Below are 14776 nucleotides of genomic sequence, written 5' to 3'. Positions count from 1 at the left end.
CGGATCCGGGACGCCGGCCTCAGTCCGTCGCCCAGAGCGTCTCGATGCCGATCGCCGCGCCGAGGATGCGCTCCGCCGCGCGGTGGCCGGAGAGCAGGGCGGCGGTGACGGTGGCCGGATCGTCCGTCCAGGTCGCTTCGCCCGCGATGTGGAGCCGGTCGCCGACCGGGGTGGCGAGATCGTCGTGGTCGGACGTCGTCGATCCGAGGGCCATGTAGGCGTAGGCCCCGCGCGAGAAGGGATCGTCCTGCCAGGCCGTGCGGTGCACCTGAGCCGGCGGGACCGCACGATCGCCGTAGAGGCGTCGCAGCTGCGCCATCACCGACTCGACGACCCGGTCGTCGTCCCAGGTCCGTGTGGCATGGGCCGCGCGCCCCGCCGCGAAGGTCAGCAGGGTCGGCTCGCCGTGCAGGCCGGTGAGGTCGTACCAGGAGTGCCACCAGTCCCCCGCGGAGCCCTGCTGCCGGATGGCGTAGACGTCGTCCTCCCAGAACCGCACCGGGAACCGGAGGAACACCTTCTCGAACGCGTTCATGCGGAGCCGGCTCAGGGCGTCCCGGTTGACCGCGGGCAGGGGCGGCGTGAACCTCACGCTCCCGCTGCGGAGCACGCCCACCGGCAGCGTGACGACGGCCTCCTGTGCGAGGAAGTCGCCCCGCTCGGTCGTGACGCGGACGCCGTTCGACCAGTCGATCCCGGTGGCCACCTGGTTCAGACGGACGTCGAGCCCCTCGGCCAGCCGCATCGGGAGCACGTCGTACCCGTCGGGGAAGACGACCTCGTCGCCGTCGATCGCGTCGTCGTCGAGGCCGTGCGCTGCGAGCTCGCCGATGACCGCGCCGTACTGCTCCTCTGAGCGATGGGCGAGGTACTCGCGGACCCGCTGCGTGCGCTCCGGATCCCACCCCTGCCTCTCCAGCACCGCCTCGGTGACATCGCGGTAGGAGGCGTCCGGCGCCGAGCCCGCGATCTCCTCAGCCAGAAGGTCGTCCACCCGGTGGATGTCTGCGACGAACGCGGCGGCGGCCCCGTCCGGCAAGCGGCGTCCGTCCGGCCCGTGGTACGCGATCGGCCGGCTGTCGGCCTGGTAGCCGCCGACCGTGAACTCGTGCATGCGCATGCCGAAGGCCGTCGCGGCCGCGGCGACGGCACTGCCGTCGATCCCGTGGATCCAGGATGCGCCGAGATCGGTGGGCGACCCGGTGCGATCCGTGTGCACCCGCCCGCCGACGCGATCACGTGCTTCGAGGACGATGACCTTCCTGCCGGCGCGGGCGAGCAGCCGGGCCGCGGTCAGGCCCGCCACTCCGGCCCCGACCACCACGACATCGCAGCGCTCCGTCACGACGACCTCGCTCACATTCCGCCGTCGATGGAGCGCGGGAAGTCGGCGGGCTCCTCGGGCACCATGACCTCGGTCTCGCGGTTCAGGCTCTCCCCGCGGAAGAACCTCTTGGACCGCGGGAAGAGGTACCAGAGGAACATCAGCACCAGTCCGATCCCGAGAGAGCCGATGCCCACGACGAACGTCCCGCCGATGCCCCAGATCACGGTGTTGCCGTAGTCGGGCTGCCACATGTCCATCGCCGACTGCACGAACGCCGCCGCGAGCATGATGCCGCCCAGGAGCGGGAAGAGACCCTTGAAGAAGAAGTCCCGGGCGGAGCGGGTGAGCTCCGCGCGGAAGTACCACACGCACGCGAATCCGGTGATGGCGTAGTAGAAGGCGATGGCGAGGCCGAGCGACAGGATCGAGTCCTGCAGGATGTTGTCGCTGATCAGCGTCATCCCCACGTAGTACGCGATCGCCACCACGCCCATGACGAGGGTCGAGAACGACGGGGTCTTGTACACGGGGTGCACGTCCTTGAACCGGGCCGGCAGCGCGCGGTAGACGCCCATCGCGAGCGTGCCCCGCGCGGTCGGCAGGATCGTCGTCTGCGTCGAGGAGATCGCGGAGATGACGACGGCGACGACGAGCACCCATCCGAACGGACCCAGCAGCCCGTCCTTGATCGCGAGGAAGAAGTCGTCGGCGTTGGCCTCGTTCCCCAGGCCCGTCCCCTCGGTCCCGAGGCCCGCGTACATCATCGCCGCGATGGTCACCGACACGTAGGTGACGAGCAGGATGACCGTGGTCAGCAGCGCCGCGCGACCGGGGATCCGCTTCGGATCCTTCGTCTCCTCGTTCAGTGCGAGACAGGTGTCCCAGCCCCAGTAGATGAAGAGCGCGAGCAGGATCGCCTGGGTGAACCCGGACCAGGAGGTGAACGCGAACGGGTTCAGCCACTCCCAGGAGAACGGCGTCGCCCCGGGTGCGGTTCCCGTGGCGAACTGCCATACGGCCGCGACGAGGAAGACGGCGAGGGCCAGGTACTGGATGCCCAGGAGCACGTTCTGGACGCGCTCGCCGATCTCGACGCCGCGCCAGCTCACCCACGTCATCGCGGCGATGAAGAGCACGGCGACGAGGATGACCCGCAGGTCGTTGTTGGTCACGTCCTGGCCGAGCAGGGACCAGAAGTAGACGGAGGCGATCTGGGCGAGGTTCGCGAGCACCACCATGCCGGCGACCGCGACGCCCCATCCGCCCATCCACCCGACGACGGGCCCGAACGCCTTGGTCCCCCAGGTGAAGGTCGTGCCGCAGTCGGGCACGGCGTTGTTCAGCTCGCGATAGGCGAACGCGATCAGCAGCATCGGCACGAAGGCGAGGACGAACGCGATGGGAGCCTGAGCCCCGACGGCGATCACCACCCACCCCAGTGACGCGACCAGCGAGTACACCGGTGCGGTGGACGCGAGCCCGATGACCGTCGACCCCCACAGCCCCAGCGTCCCCGCTGCCAGTCCCTTGCCCTCGGGGTTGCCCAGATGGATCGGCGTCGTCGACATGCAAGCGACAGTAGGGGCATTGCGCCGGAGCGCACAACTCCACGCAGAAGGCCCCGTGCTCCCTCAGGAGCACGGGGCCTCGTGGCGCGCTTCGGCTCAGCCGAACCAGATGCCGAGCTCGCGCGCGGCGGACTCGGGCGAGTCCGAGCCGTGCACGAGGTTCTGCTGCACCTTCAGCCCCCAGTCGCGGCCGAAGTCGCCGCGGATCGTGCCGGGTGCGGCCGTGGTCGGGTCGGTGGTGCCGGCCAGCGAGCGGAAGCCCTCGATGACGCGGTTGCCCGCCAGGCGGATCGCCACGGACGGGCCCGAGAGCATGAACTCGAGCAGCGGCTCGTAGAACGGCTTGCCCTCGTGCTCGGCGTAGTGCGCGGCGAGGAGGTCGCGATCGGGGTCGACGAGACGGATGTCGACCAGCGCATAGCCCTTGGCCTCGATGCGGGCGAGGATCGCGCCGGTGAGGCCGCGTGCGACTCCGTCGGGCTTGACCAGGACGAGGGTCTCTTCGGTGGGCATGTCAGTCACTCTCTGTCGTTTCCAGCGGGGTCGGTGGAGCTGTGCGCGGCGGGGTCTGCCGGACGGGTCGCGGAGCCTGCCGCGCGAGCGGCGCGATCCGCGCGTCCGCCGACGATCATCGCATAGGCCCACATGCCGCCGAAGACGATCACGACCAGCAGGATCGCGGGCACCAGGATGGCGGACAGCAGGACGATGACCTGCAGGATCCATCCCATCACGATTCCCGCCCTGCTGCCCATGAGACCTGCCGCGACGAGCATGGCGACACCCACCACGGCGCCGCCGACGATGCCCCACCACGGCTCGATGTCGGGCCCCAGCGCCTTCAGGCCGAAGATCGTGAGGCCGGCGAGGCCGACCACGATCGCTTCGAAGGCGAGGATGATCGACCCGAGCTTCTGGGCGAGGCCTCGCGGCGGACGGGCCCGGCGAGGCTTCACGGCGGCGGATCCGGGGGTGGTCTCGTCGGTCACGCGCGCCATCCGCTCTTCCAGTCCTCATCCGCCGCCAGCGAGATCGCCTCGCCCGCGAGCACGACGGATCCGGCGATGATCACCGCGCGGCGCTCGGCGGATGCGGCCCATTCGCGTGCCGCGTCCGCGGCGTCGGCCAGGGTCGGGTGCACCGTGGCCCGGCCGCCGGCGCGCTCCACGAGATCCGCGATCGCGTCGGGATCGCTCGCGCGATCGGAGTCGGGGGCGGTCGCGAACACGTGCTCGACCGACGGCAGCAGCGTCTCGACGATGCCGGCTGCGTCCTTGTCGCCGAGCACGCCGAGCACGAGGCCCCACTCGTCGAAGTCGAAGCTGTCCTTCAGGGCAGCGGCGAGGGCGCGCGCGCCGTGCGGGTTGTGGGCCGCGTCCACGACCACGGTCGGGGCGATGCCGAGCAGCTGCAGGCGGCCCGGCGAGGTCGCGCCCTGCAGTCCCTCGGCGAGGACGTCGCCCACGATCGCGTGCTGCGCACCGCCGATGAGCGACTCGACGGCGGCGATCGCGAGCGCGGCATTGAAGCCCTGGTGCTCGCCGTACAGCGGCAGGTACTCCTCGGAGTACTGCCCGGCAAGACCCCGTACGGTGATCTGCTGGCCGCCGACGGCGAGCCGCTGCTCGACGAGGGCGAAGTCCTGGCCTTCGAACGCGATGCTCGCCCCGCGTTCCGCCGCGACCCGGCGCAGCACGGCTTCGGCCTCGGGCGTCTGCCGCGAGGAGACCACGGCGGCGCCGTCCTTGATGATCCCGGCCTTCACCTCCGCGATCTTCGCGATCGTGTCGCCCAGGCGATCGGCGTGGTCGAGGTCGATCGGGGTGAACACCGCGACGTCGCCGTCCGCCGTGTTCGTGGAGTCCCAGGATCCGCCCATCCCGACCTCGAGCACGAGGACGTCGATGGGGGCGTCGGCGCAGGCCACGAAGGCCAGCACGGTGAGCAGCTCGAAGAAGGTGAGCGGCGCATCGCCCGCGGCCTCGAGCTCGGCGTCCACGATCCCGACGAAGGGCTCCACCTCGTCCCAGGCGTCGGCCACGGCGGCGTCGGCGATCGGCTCGCCGTCGATCATGATCCGCTCGGTGAAGCGCTCCAGATGCGGGCTCGTGAACAGGCCGGTGCGCAGCCCGTGCGCCCGCAGCAGGCTCTCGATCATCCGTGCGGTCGAGGTCTTGCCGTTCGTGCCGGTGAGGTGCACGACCCGGTACGTCTTCTGCGGGTCGTCCATGAGCTCGAGGAGGCGGGCGGTGCGCTCCTTGCGGGGCTGGACCCACCGCTCCCCCGCGCGCTCCAGCAGCGCGGAGTTCACGGCGTCGGCGCGCTCACGGTCATCGGTCATGATGCATCTCCGATCCGGCTCACGGCGACGGCGAAGGCGCCGCGGTTCGCGTAGGTGCCCTTCTCGATGTCCGCCACGAACTCGGCCGTGGCGAACTCGGCCTCCGCGTCGAGCACGTCCGCCTCGACCGCGAGCGTCTCCTCTGCCACCGCGGCCGCGGCGAACGCCGAGCGGACCGCCGCGGCGTCGTCCGCGTCGGCGAAGCGCAGCTGCAGGCGGATGCGGTCGCTCACATCGAAGCCGGCGTTCTTGCGGGTGTCCTGCACGGCGCGGATCACGTCGCGCGCGAGGCCCTCCGCCTCCAGCTCGGGCGTGGTCGCGGTGTCAAGCAGCACGAACCCGCCGGTGGGGACGACGGCGAGCGCCTCCCCTTCCGGGCGTCCCGTGGTCTCCAGGGCGAGCTCGTACTCGTGCGGCTCCAGGGCGATGCCGTCGGCCGTCACCACCCCGTCCTCCTCGGTCCAGAAGCCGTCCTTCGCGGCGCGGATCACGCGCTGCACGTCCTTGCCGAGCCGCGGTCCGGCTGCGCGGGCGTTGACGCTGAGGCGGTGGCTGATGCCGTACTCCGCCGCCGTGCCCTCGCCCTGGGCGACGAGCTCGACCGCCTTGACGTTGAGCTCGTCGCGGAGGATCTCCTCGAAGGGCGCGAGCGTCGCCGCGTTCGGGGACACGACGGTGAACCGGGCCAGGGGCAGGCGCACCCGCAGCTTCTCCTTCTTGCGCAGCGCGTTGCCGACGCTGGACAGCTCGCGCACGGCGTCCATCGCATCGCGCACGTCGTCGGCGTGCGGGAACAGCTCGGCATCGGGCCAGTCGGTCAGGTGCACGCTGCGCCCGCCGGTGAGGCCCTGCCACACGCGCTCGCCGATGAGCGGCACGAGCGGAGCCGCGACGCGGGTCAGCGTCTCGAGCACGGTGTAGAGCGTGTCGAAGGCCTCGGTCGTCGCGGGGTCGGACGGATCGACGCCCACCCAGAACCGGTCGCGGGAGCGCCGGATGTACCAGTTCGTGAGCACCTCGGCGAAGTCGCGCAGGCGCGACGCCGCAGTGGTCGAGTCGAGCCCCTCCAGGTCCTCCTGCACGCCGCGGACGAGGTCGCCCGTGCGCGCCAGGATGTACCGGTCCAGCACGTCGGTCGAGTCCGTGCGCCAGCGCGCCTCGTAGCCGGAGCCGTCGGGCCCAGCGGCGGCGTTCGCGTAGGTGGCGAAGAAGTACCACGAGTTCCACAGCGGCAGGATGAACTCGCGCACGCCGGCCCGGATCCCCTCCTCCGTCACGGACAGGTTGCCGCCGCGCAGCACCGAGCTCGACATGAGGAACCAGCGCATCGCGTCGGATCCGTCGCGGTCGAAGACCTCGGAGACGTCCGGGTAGTTGCGCAGCGACTTCGACATCTTGTAGCCGTCGGATCCGAGCACGATGCCGTGGCAGCTCACGCCGGTGAACGCGGGGCGGTCGAAGAGCGCGGTCGACAGCACGTGCATGAGGTAGAACCAGCCGCGGGTCTGCCCGATGTACTCGACGATGAAGTCGGCCGGCGAGTGCGAGTCGAACCACTCCTGGTTCTCGAAGGGATAGTGCACCTGCGCGAACGGCATGGATCCGGAGTCGAACCACACGTCGAAGACGTCCTCGATGCGGCGCATCGTGCTCTTGCCGGTGGGGTCGTCGGGGTTCGGGCGGGTGAGCTCGTCGATGAACGGGCGGTGCAGATCCACCTCGCCCTCGGCGTTGCGCGGGAGGCGGCCGAAGTCGCGCTCCAGCTCGGCGAGGGATCCGTAGGCGTCGACGCGCGGGTGCTCCGGGTCGTCGCTTTTCCAGATCGGGATCGGGGATCCCCAGTACCGGTTGCGGCTGATCGACCAGTCGCGCGCGCCCTCGAGCCACTTGCCGAACTGGCCGTGCTTGACGTTCTCCGGCACCCAGGTGATCTGCTCGTTGTTCGCGAGCATGTCGTCCTTGAAGTCCGTGACGCGCACGAACCAGCTGGAGACCGCCTTGTAGATGAGGGGGTTCCGGCAGCGCCAGCAGTGCGGGTAGGAGTGCAGGTAGCTCTGCAGGCGCAGCAGGCGGCCGTTCCCGCGCAGCAGGCGCACGAGCGGCGTGTTCGCGTCCATCCAGAGCTCGCCCGCGACGTCCGTCACGTTCGGCAGGAAGCGCCCGCCCTCGTCGAGCGACAGGATCGTGGGGATCCCCGCGGCGCCGGCGACGCGCTGGTCGTCCTCACCATAGGCGGGGGCCTGGTGCACGATGCCCGTGCCGTCGCTGGTCGTGACGTAGTCGTCGACGAGGATCTGCCAGGCGTTCTCGGTGCCCCAGGTCTCGGCATCGGCGTAGTAGTCGAAGAGGCGGTCGTACGTCACGCCGCCGAGCTCGGCCCCGGTCACCGTCGCGGAGACCGCGGCGAGCACGTCCTCCGCGCTGTCGTAGCCGAGGTCCTTCGCGTAGCCGCCGAGCAGGTCCCGCGCGAGCAGGAAGCGGTCGCCCTGCGCGCCCTCGGACGCGCCGTTCGGCCCGACCGGCAGCACGGCGTAGACGATCTCGGGCCCCACGGCGAGCGCGAGGTTGGTCGGCAGGGTCCAGGGGGTCGTGGTCCAGGCCAGCGCCCGGACGCCCTCGAGGCCCAGGGCCGCCGCCTTCTCCCCAGAGAGCGGGAAGCTCACCGTGACCGAGGGATCCTGACGCTCCTTGTAGACGTCGTCGTCCATGCGCAGCTCGTGCGCGCTCAGCGGCGTCTCATCGCGCCAGCAGTACGGGAGCACACGGTACCCCTCGTAGGCGAGGCCCTTGTCGTGCAGGGTCTTGAAGGCCCAGAGCACGCTCTCCATGTAGCTCAGGTCGAGCGTCTTGTAGCCGCGCTCGAAGTCGACCCAGCGCGCCTGGCGGGTGACGTAGTCCTGCCACTCGTGCGTGTAGGCGAGCACGGACTCCCGCGCCTTCGCGTTGAAGACGTCGATCCCCATCTGCTCGATCTCGTCCTTCTCGGTGATCCCGAGCTGCTTCATCGCCTCGAGCTCGGCGGGAAGGCCGTGCGTGTCCCACCCGAACACACGGTCGACCTTCTTGCCCAGCATGGTCTGGAAGCGCGGGAACAGGTCCTTCGCGTAGCCCGTGAGCAGGTGACCGTAGTGCGGCAGGCCGTTGGCGAACGGCGGGCCGTCGTAGAAGACCCACTCCTCGGCGCCCTCGCGCTGCGCGATCGACGCACGGAAGGTGTCGTCGGCCTCCCAGAACGCGAGCACCTCGCGCTCGATCTCGGGGAAGCGCGGGCTCGGCGTGACGGCGGCCGGACCGAAGGAGGATCCGGTGGGAGAGGTGCGCGGGTAGGTCATCGTGTCTCGCAGTGTCGGTGGCGGGCGGGAGCTGCGCGCCGGGACGATCCTGCGGACCGCGGTACCACCCTGCATTGCCGTCCGGTCCTCCGAGCCTGCCGAAGGGCCGAACCGCCACTCTCACTGCGGCTGTTACGGGCCTGCCCCGCTCGGTTCTACTGACCCCGTCTCCGGCGCTTCGACTGGCTCAGCGACCGCAGGGCGGGACGTTCTTCCGAGAGCTCCCCGGTGATTGCCGGATCGATGCTCGTGCCGACCAGTCTAACGCCGCCGTGGCCGGTGCCGCGCCTCGGCCCCCTTCCCCGCCCGCACCGCGGGCGCTTCGCGCGGAGATGTGCGCGTTCCTCGGAGGAATCCGACGGATCCGTCCGAACTTGGCGTCCATCTCCGTGGATGTCGCCCGCACCGAGACAGCCGGCCCTGCCGGCCGGGTAGGGCATCACGCGATGAGCCGCTGTCGGCGACGGGCCCTAGGGTCGTGACATGGCCCGCAGCACCGAACGCCCTCAGCCGCCCCGCGTCTCGCCGCCCGATCTGCCGGACGATCTCGACGATGCCGTCGGTCGCCGTCACGGCGACCACGTGGGCCAGCGGATCCCGCTCTCCGCGGATCTCGCGCACGCGCAGTTCGAGCAGTGCTCGCTGTCCGGCACCGCGGACGGCGTCGACCTGACCGGAGCGACCCTTCTGGACGTCGAGATCGTGGATGCCCGCACGCCGGTCCTCTCACTCAAGGACGCCACGATCCGCAGGCTGCGCATCTCCGGCGGGCGGATCGGCACGCTGGATCTCTCCGGCGCCCACGTGGCGGAGCTGATCCTCGAGCACGCCAGGGTCGACTACCTGTCCCTCGCCGCCGCCAAGATCCAGGACTCGGTCATCACGGACTGCACCCTCGCGACGGTCGACCTGCCCGCCGCCACGGCCACCCGGGTGCGGTTCGAGCGCTGCAGCGCGGACGAGGTCGACACCCGCGGACTGCGCGCGGACGGCCTCGACCTGCGCGGACTGGATGCGCTCGCGTTCCTCGACGTGACGGCGCTGCGCGGCGCCACCCTCACCGCGCGGCAGGTCGAACTCCTCGCGCCCGTCTTCGCCCGAGCCGCCGGCATCGACGTCCAGGACTGACCGCCCCGCGCAGCGGCGACGTCCAGAACCGACCGCTCCGCGCAGCACCCCCGGAGAACCGCCCTCCGCACAGCCCCCCGGAGAACCGCCCTCCGCACAGCCCCCCGGAGACCCGCCCTCCGCACAGCACCCCGGAGAACCGCCCTCTTCACGCATCACCGCCGGAGAACCGACCCCTCCGTGAAGCACCCGCGGAGAACCGACCCCTCCGCACAGCACCGCCGGAAAACCGTCCCTTCCGTGCAGCATCCGCGGAGAAGAGCAGGATCCTCGGAGTTCTCGGCCGAATCCCTCCGAAATACGCGTACTTCTCCGCGCGAGACGTCTGCGAGCGCGGGAGGTCCGAGGGCTCGGGGCGTCCGCGCGGTCGGGGCGTCTGCGCGGTCGGGAGGTCCGGAGGCTCGAGATGTCCGGGGCCCGAGATGTCCGGGGCCCGAGAAGTCCGGGGCCCGAGATGTCCGGGGCCCGGGGTGTCCGGGGCTCGGGACGTCCGCGGGGAGGTCCGGGGCCGGGTGGGCGGCCTGGCACGCCGGGATCACGCGGCACGGTGCAACCCCTGTGCGACGGCGCGCATGACGAGATCCTGCACGACGGGCCACGCGTGCATCATCTGCGCGTAGCTCACGCGGATCACGTGATAGCCCATGAGGCGCAACTCGGCGTCGTGCCGGATATCCTCGCTGCGCTGCGCGCCGACGTGATGCGCGCCGTCGATCTGCAGGACGAGACGGTCGCCGATGAGCACATCCACGCGATGGCCCGCGATCCAGCTCTGGATCCGGATCGGCAGCCGCAGCCAGGCGAGCCGAGGCCGCAGATAGGTCTCCAGGCCGGCGTCGGCGAAGGGCGTCGCCTCTGCGAGGATGCGGCGCGCCGTCGGCTTCCAGGAGTAGCCGGCGAGACCTTCGAGAGTCACGAGTCCCTTGTTCAACGCCGACTCCCAGGTCGCGAGGGCCCGCTCGAACGGCTCGCAGGAGGCCACGGCGGCCAGCACGTTCTCGATCGGATCCTCGAGCAGGTCGGGAGGACGCGGCACGATCGGCGTGAACCAGTGCACGTGCGCGCGTCTCGTCTTCCGGCCCGCAGACTTCGGATCCGCTCCGACATGCTGCCGCGAGTCGGCCTCATGCACCCAGAGGCCGAGCCGCGACGCCTGTGAGATGCAGGTGATCACCACTCCCTCGCGCGCCGCCGCCACCAGCACCGGATCCGCATCGTTCGTCACCACCCAGCCCCGGCGCACGCGGAGCAGCCGACCGGACCGCAGCGCGCGCTCGAGCGCGCGCCGTCCGATACCCGCCTCCGTCAGGACGGCGACGCGCACGACACCGCCGCGGTCGGCGACGAGGTCGATCGGATCCAGGATGCGACGGGGGCTCATGCGCCCACTCTTCTCCGGACGAAAGCGATGGAGAGTGCGATCCACGGTTCTGGTGGACAACTCCCCCGCCGATGCTCCTGTGCAGGACAATCGCACGCGGCTCCTCGGGCGTTCGGCGGCCCCGTGGCGTACCTCTGACTCGGAGATGTCCCCCAACTTCGGACGAATCCCCCGGATCCCTCCGAAGATCTCGCACATCTCCGCGGCTGGCGAACGGCCGCGTGGTGCCGCGCACGCGCGCAAGCAGAGCACAGCACGCGCGCCCGCACCGCACGCACCACGCGCACCGCACGCACCGCCCGCACCGCACCGCGCGCGCAGCGCCGCGCTACGGAGCGGACGCGGCGAGCAGATCGCGGGTGAACGGATGCCGGGGCGACTCCAGCACTCCCGCGGCGGGACCCTGTTCGACGATCGCGCCGTCCTGCATCACGATCAGGTCGTCGGCCACCGACGCGATCACGCCGAGATCGTGCGAGACGAGGAGCATCGTCAGCCCGCGCTCGCGTTGCAGGCGATCCAGCAGCGCCAGGATCCGCGCCCGCACGGTCGCGTCCAGCGCCGACACCGGCTCGTCGAGCACGAGCACCTCGGGCTCCGCCGCGAGGGCGCGCGCGATGGCCGCGCGCTGGCGCTGCCCTCCCGAGAGCGCGGCCGGACGCCGTGCCGCGAGCGCGGGATCCAGTCCCACCTCGCGCAGCAGGTCGATCGTGCGCACCGCCCGTTGCGCACGCGGAACGCCGCCGGCGGCGAGCGCCTCCCCCAGCGAACGACCGATCGTCCAGCGCGGATCGAACGCCCCCAGCGGGTTCTGGTGCACCAGCTGGATCCGCGGTCGCACACCGCCCGCCCACGTGACGGCCCCGGTGTCGGCGCGCTCGACGCCGAGCAGGATGCGGGCCAGGGTCGTCTTCCCGGATCCCGACTCCCCCACCACGCCGAGGGTGCGACCGCGGTGCAGTGCGAACGACACCCCGTGCAGCACCGGGCGGTCGAAGCTCTTGCCGATCCCGACCACCTCGGCCAGCACCGGCGCATCGCCCGGGGGTGGGATCCGCGGTGTTCGCGACGAGGCGAGCACCAGTTCCCGCGTGTACTCCTCGTGCGGCGCTGCGAGCACGTCCGCCGCGGGCCCGTGCTCGACCACGCGCCCGTCGCGCAGCACCACGACGCGGTCGGCGATCCGGCGCACGGCGGCCATGTCGTGGCTGACGAAGACGACCGCGGTGCCGTCGTCCGCGATCCGGCGCAGCAGCGCCAGGACTCTGGCCTGCACGGTCGCGTCGAGGGCGGTGGTCGGCTCGTCCGCGATGAGCACCGTGGGATCGGCCGCGAGCGCGCTGGCGATGAGAGCGCGCTGACGCAGTCCGCCGGACAGCTCGTGCGGGCGCTGCCGGGCGCGCCGCTCCGGCTCCGGCATCGCGACGTCGACGAGCAGCTTCCGCACGCGGGCTTCCCGCGCGGCGCGCGGAAGGGACCTGTGGATCTCCAGCGGCTCCGCGACCTCCGCGCCGATGCGGCGCAGCGGATCCAGGGAGACCAGGGCATCCTGCGAGACCAGGGCGATCCGCGCCCCGCGGAGCGCGCGCCAGCCGCGTTCGGACAGCGCCGTGGTGTCGACACCGCCGACCTCGAGCCTCGTCGCCGAGACCGCGGCCCGCTCCGGCAGCAGGCCGAGCAGCGCGCGTACGGTGAGGGACTTCCCCGCCCCCGATTCGCCGACGAGCGCGACGCACTCCCCGGGGGCGACCGCGAAGGAGACGCCGTCGACGAGCGTCCGTCCCTCGATGCCGATCCGCAGTCCCTGCACCTGGAGTGCGGGCGGGGCGCCGGACACGGAACCCGCGCCGCTCATGCGCGCCTCCCCTCGGCCCGGGCGCGCAGCGTGCGGCCGAGGAACGTCGCCGACAGCACGGTCAGCGTGATCGCGAGCCCGGGGAACACCGCGATCCACCACGCCTGCCCCAGCACATTGCGCCCGCCCGCGAGCATGAGCCCCCACTCGGGCGAGGGCTCGGCGGGGCCGAGGCCGAGGAAGCTGAGACCGGCGGCGGCAAGGATGCTGGATCCGAGACCGATCGTGGCGAGCACGCTGAGCGCCCCGAGGACGCCGGGGGCGACGTGCCGGCGGAACGCCGTGAACGGCCCGACCCCGAGGATCCGAGCCGCCTCCACGTGCTCGGCCCGGCGCAGCACCTGCGTCTGGGCTCGAGCGAGCCGCACGTACACCGGGATCGCGGCCAGGGTCACCCCGATCGCGACGTTCGCGGCACCGGGGCCGAGGATCGCGACGACGACCAGTGCCAGCAGGAATTCCGGGAACGCCATCAGCACGTCGTTGGTGCGCATGAGCACCGCATCGACCGGGCGCGGCGAGACGCCGGCGAGCGCGCCGACGATCAGGCCGGCCAGGAGCGCCAGGCCGGTCGCGAGGACGCCGATGCCGAGCGAGCGTCCTGCGCCGTGCACGACCCGGGCGTACACGTCGCGCCCGCTCTGGTCGGTGCCGAACGGGTGCCCGGGTCCGGGCGGCAGCAGCGCATCACGGACGTGGGTCTGCAGCGGATCGACGGGGGCCAGCAGTGCGGGCACGACGGCGGCGATCACGACCGTCGTCAGCACGAGCACGGCGAGCGCGAGCAGGATCCGGCGCAGCAGCATCATCGTCCGGCCTCCGAAGGCGCGGAGACGTCGCCGACGGCGGAAGAGACGCGCAGCCGGGGGTCCAGGACGGGTGCCACCAGCTCCACCACCGTGTTCACGACGACGAACACGAGGGCGCTGAAGAGGATGATCCCGGTGACCACCGGCAGATCCCGCCCCGTGATCGCCGCCAGCGTCACCCGTCCGAGCCCCGGACGGGCGAACACCGTCTCCACGAGCACCGCACCGCCCAGCAGCGAGCCCACGAGGTACGCGCTCAGCGTCACTGCCCCGAGGGAGCCGTGCCGGAGGGTGTGCCGCAGCGTGAGCCGCGCGTGGTCGGCACCGCGGGCGCGCACGGTCAGCGCCCAGGGCTGTCGCTCGGCCGCCTCCACGCCGTCGCGCAGCACCTGGCCCAGCAACGCCGCGACGGGCAGCGCCAGGGTGACCGCGGGCAGCACGAGGCTCGCCCCGGTCCGCGAGCCCGCCACGGGGAACCAGCCCAGGCCGAACGCGAACACCGTGAGCAGCAGCAGGCCGATCCAGAACACGGGCGAGGACAGGACGATCAGCTCTCCCGCCGCGAGGAGGCCGCGGGCGAACGGCCGTCGCGCGATCAGCACTCCGGCGAGCGCGAGAAGCACGGCGATCGCGAGGGCCCCGGCCGTGAGCTGCAGCGTCGCGCCGAGCTGCCGTCCGATCACCTCGCTCACCGGCATGCGCAGCTGATAGGACGTTCCGAGATCCCCGCGCAGCAGATCACCCAGCATCGACAGGTACTGCTGCCAGAGCGGGCGATCGAGCCCGAGCTCCGCCCGGATCCGGTCCTTGACCGCCTCGCTCACCTGGGCCTGAGGGCCGAGCATGACGCTCACCGGATCGCCGGGCAGCACGCGGAACGCGAGGAACGACAGCGTCGCCGCCCCCGAGAGGACGAGCACGACCGACAGCGCCGCCCCGCCGATCCGGCGCAGGAGCGCGCCGGCACGCGGCGGGACAGCCGCTCTCGGCCGGGCAGGACGATCGGTCACGAGCGGACGATACCGCGAACCGCGC

11 protein-coding genes are annotated in these 14776 nt (G+C 71.8%); 1 reads left to right on the top strand and 10 read right to left on the bottom strand.

Annotated elements, in window-relative coordinates; all coding sequences use genetic code 11:
• Positions 1-19: 19 nt before the first annotated feature.
• From WFJ17_RS16975 to ileS, 6 genes are all read right to left on the bottom strand, one after another.
• A complete protein-coding gene (locus tag WFJ17_RS16975; protein WP_336649018.1) occupies positions 20-1360 on the bottom strand; it encodes a flavin monoamine oxidase family protein in 1341 nt (446 codons plus the stop codon).
• On the bottom strand, positions 1357-2895 hold the full coding sequence (locus WFJ17_RS16970) for an APC family permease (protein WP_292885935.1): 1539 nt from the start codon (positions 2893-2895) through the stop codon (positions 1357-1359). Before WFJ17_RS16970 ends, WFJ17_RS16975 begins: the two co-directional genes overlap by 4 nt.
• A 96-nt stretch (positions 2896-2991) precedes the next feature.
• The gene (ndk, locus tag WFJ17_RS16965) at positions 2992-3408 is read right to left on the bottom strand and encodes a nucleoside-diphosphate kinase (protein ID WP_045272553.1); all 417 of its coding nucleotides are present in this window, start codon (positions 3406-3408) and stop codon (positions 2992-2994) included.
• A 5-nt stretch (positions 3409-3413) separates the two neighbouring features.
• Complete coding sequence (locus WFJ17_RS16960; RefSeq protein ID WP_336628529.1) at positions 3414-3893, bottom strand: DUF4233 domain-containing protein; 480 nt, start codon at positions 3891-3893, stop codon at positions 3414-3416.
• Positions 3881-5236 (bottom strand): bifunctional folylpolyglutamate synthase/dihydrofolate synthase, encoded by a 1356-nt coding sequence (locus tag WFJ17_RS16955; protein ID WP_336649017.1) that lies wholly within the window; start codon positions 5234-5236, stop codon positions 3881-3883. Before WFJ17_RS16955 ends, WFJ17_RS16960 begins: the two co-directional genes overlap by 13 nt.
• Positions 5233-8568, bottom strand: coding sequence for an isoleucine--tRNA ligase (gene ileS, locus WFJ17_RS16950; protein WP_336649016.1), 3336 nt, complete (start codon positions 8566-8568; stop codon positions 5233-5235). The genes WFJ17_RS16955 and ileS overlap by 4 nt, the downstream gene beginning before the upstream one ends.
• 483 nt (positions 8569-9051) lie before the next feature.
• Between ileS and WFJ17_RS16945 the strand changes: the two genes are divergently transcribed.
• A complete protein-coding gene (locus WFJ17_RS16945; RefSeq protein WP_336649015.1) occupies positions 9052-9696 on the top strand; it encodes a pentapeptide repeat-containing protein in 645 nt (214 codons plus the stop codon).
• A gap of 535 nt (positions 9697-10231) precedes the next feature.
• On the opposite strand, the gene WFJ17_RS16940 is transcribed toward WFJ17_RS16945, so the two are convergent.
• The 4 genes from WFJ17_RS16940 to WFJ17_RS16925 all read right to left on the bottom strand — a co-directional run bounded on the left by WFJ17_RS16940 (position 10232) and on the right by WFJ17_RS16925 (position 14751).
• Entirely contained in the window at positions 10232-11077 is an 846-nt protein-coding gene (locus tag WFJ17_RS16940; RefSeq protein WP_336649014.1) for a type IV toxin-antitoxin system AbiEi family antitoxin domain-containing protein, read from the bottom strand.
• Positions 11078-11405: 328 nt separating this feature from the next.
• The gene (locus WFJ17_RS16935) at positions 11406-12932 is read right to left on the bottom strand and encodes an ATP-binding cassette domain-containing protein (protein ID WP_251441729.1); all 1527 of its coding nucleotides are present in this window, start codon (positions 12930-12932) and stop codon (positions 11406-11408) included.
• Positions 12929-13741, bottom strand: coding sequence for an ABC transporter permease (locus WFJ17_RS16930; RefSeq protein WP_336649013.1), 813 nt, complete (start codon positions 13739-13741; stop codon positions 12929-12931). Before WFJ17_RS16930 ends, WFJ17_RS16935 begins: the two co-directional genes overlap by 4 nt.
• Positions 13738-14751 carry an ABC transporter permease gene (locus WFJ17_RS16925; RefSeq protein WP_336649012.1) on the bottom strand — a complete coding sequence of 338 codons (1014 nt, stop codon included), beginning with the start codon at positions 14749-14751 and terminating at the stop codon, positions 13738-13740. Before WFJ17_RS16925 ends, WFJ17_RS16930 begins: the two co-directional genes overlap by 4 nt.
• Positions 14752-14776: the final 25 nt, after the last annotated feature.

The organism is Microbacterium sp. MMO-10 (assembly GCF_037148715.1).
Classification (GTDB): domain Bacteria; phylum Actinomycetota; class Actinomycetes; order Actinomycetales; family Microbacteriaceae; genus Microbacterium.
This window is presented reverse-complemented; position numbering and strand designations above follow the sequence as displayed.